Genomic DNA, 2,430 nt, shown 5'->3' with positions numbered 1-2,430 from the left:
GGGGAAATACAAGCAATTACTTCCTTGATATGGCAAATGGTTTAAAAAAAATAATAACTAAACAAACAATGCCCTCCGTCATCGAGAAACTCAAAAATCACACTACAGCAGAAGTATGTGAACTCAACTTAAAAAAATCCCAAAGCTGTCACGAAATTCTTTGGCAATGTGCACAAACGCTCTCCTACCCAAAATTCCACGCTGCATGGCACCAAACTTCATACCCCAAAACAGATCTAGATCGTCTGGCTCAACACCACCGATAATATTCCCGATGCTCTTCCCCCAACGCAAGAGAATTTAGTAGCGGCGATTTGGAGTGCGATTCTCCTATCGGAGAGGCACCGCCAACAGTTTATTTGACATTAAAACTCATCTCAAAATGAGATATAGTTAAAGAGGTTAAATGCACCCAATCTGCCATGCACATTATCAGCCGTAAAAGACTGCTAGCGTTCGCATTAGTCCACGCAGATGCAGAAGTTCCGCTAGATACTTGGTATCGCATCGCGAAATCTGCCGAATGGCAGAATCTAGTCGAACTCAGAGAAGCTTATCCATCAGCAGATTTAGTGGGTATTTACACGGTTTTTAATATCAAAGGCAACCATTATCGGCTAATTGCTGAAATTAATTATCGCAGTGGGACGATCTTCGTCCGCAACATCTTGACCCATGCCGAATACGACAAGGAGGACTGGAAATCATGACAATGACGATCGATCTAGAATATGCCGAACTTTTGGCACGAGTGCAGCCCAAGGCGATCGAAACCGAAGCTGAAAACGAATATTACCTAGCAGAAGCTGAAAAATTAATGAAAGTAGGCGAGGAACTATCCCCCGCGCAAACCCGCTTGCTCAAACTGTTGGCAACTTTAATCGAAGATTTTGAACAACGGCACTATCAACTCAAAGCCGCTACTCCTCTGGAGATTTTAACCGAATTGATGACCGATCGTGGTTTGAAACAGAAGGATGTGGTAGCAGTCTTCGGTTCTCAAGGCATCGCTTCAGAAGTACTCAGTGGCAAGCGGGAAATTAGCAAGGTGCAAGCTAAGGCATTGGGTGATTTTTTTAAGGTTTCGCCAGTAATATTTTTCGATCTGGGCGATCGTTAAACAAAAAGTACCCGATCTGTAGTAAGTCGCTGCCAACATCGCGATCGATCACTTGAATAATAGCTTCTTTGGAGTGCATTTCGTGCCTCAAAAGCAATAAAAAGGAGAAATTGACGTTAAGTTAGTCTTTCGCTGGCTTAACTGGTCTGGTCGATCTTGGTAAAGCAGCACAAACTAAAAGTATCAGTTGGACTAACATCACAGGAGATTTTCGATTGTGGCTGTCAACTATACCAAAGATCGATCGGCGATCGATCGCTCCGTTCAAAAACACCGAACAGACTACGACTTTATCATTGTCGGGGCAGGAGCCGCAGGCTGCGTTCTGGCCGATCGCCTCAGTGCCGATCCGCGCCATCGGGTGCTGCTGCTCGAAGCAGGATTGCCCGATGACAAACCCGAAATTCACATTCCCGCTGCCTTCAGCAAGCTGTTCAAGACCGAGTATGACTGGAATTACAGTGCGGTTCCCCAAGCCGGACTGCAAGGGCGGGAAAGTTACTGGGCAAAGGGTCGGACATTGGGCGGTTCCACATCCATTAACGCAATGATGTATTTGCGTGGCGTTCCGGCTGACTACGATCGCTGGGAAGCCTTGGGAAACCCTGGTTGGGGCTGGCAGGATATGTTGCCCTATTTTCGTCGCTCCGAGCGCAATAGTCGGGGCAGCGATGAGTTTCATGGGGATAGCGGTTCGCTGCATGTCGAAGATCTGCGCGATCGCAATCCCCTCAGTCGCGCTTTTATTCAAGCTGCACAGGCGATCGGCATCTCCCATAACCCAGATTTTAACGGCGCGCAATTAGATGGGGTGGGGTGGGTGCAGGTGACACAACGGCGGGGTCGTCGCTGGAGTACTGCCGATGCCTTCCTCCGCCCAGCCATGCGGCGTTCTAACCTTCAGGTACTCACAGGCGCACAGTGTACTCGCATCTTGACTCAAAATCGTCGTGCCGTTGGGATCGAATATTTACGAGAAGGAACCCAACATACCGTTAATGCGACTCGCGAAATTATTTTAGCGGGTGGCGCGATCGGTTCGACTCAATTGTTGCTGTTATCTGGCATTGGTGCAGCAGAACAGTTGCGATCGTTGGGAATTGAGGTTGTTGTCGATTTACCAGGTGTGGGGCAAAACTTACGCGATCATGTGGCAGTGGCGGTGGTGGTAGGGAGTCAGCAACCGTTATCGATGTTGAATGCCAACTCGCCGCTGGAGTTGCTCAAATACTTGCTACTGCGACGCGGCATGTTGACTTCTAGCGTCTTGGAAGCCGCTGCTTTCATGCGGACTCAGCCCGATCTGGTAG

General features: G+C 48.4%; 4 protein-coding genes. All 4 read left to right on the top strand.

Features of this window, described 5'->3' with window-relative positions; all coding sequences use genetic code 11:
• Positions 1-266, top strand: a 266-nt coding sequence (locus tag C7B77_RS30915) for a hypothetical protein (RefSeq protein WP_219892307.1), incomplete at its 5' end; no start/stop codon positions are given.
• Between the two features lie 156 nt (positions 267-422).
• The gene (locus C7B77_RS28220) at positions 423-710 is read left to right on the top strand and encodes a type II toxin-antitoxin system HigB family toxin (RefSeq protein ID WP_106312888.1); all 288 of its coding nucleotides are present in this window, start codon (positions 423-425) and stop codon (positions 708-710) included.
• Positions 707-1,120, top strand: a complete 414-nt coding sequence (locus tag C7B77_RS28215; protein ID WP_106312885.1) for a helix-turn-helix domain-containing protein — start codon at positions 707-709, stop codon at positions 1,118-1,120. Before C7B77_RS28220 ends, C7B77_RS28215 begins: the two co-directional genes overlap by 4 nt.
• A gap of 217 nt (positions 1,121-1,337) precedes the next feature.
• Positions 1,338-2,430: GMC family oxidoreductase (locus C7B77_RS28210; RefSeq protein ID WP_181244068.1), on the top strand; the 1,093-nt coding region annotated here is incomplete at its 3' end.

Origin of the sequence: Chamaesiphon polymorphus CCALA 037, from assembly GCF_003003845.1 — a bacterium.
GTDB classification, from domain to species: Bacteria; Cyanobacteriota; Cyanobacteriia; order Cyanobacteriales; family Chamaesiphonaceae; genus Chamaesiphon; species Chamaesiphon polymorphus.
This window is presented reverse-complemented; position numbering and strand designations above follow the sequence as displayed.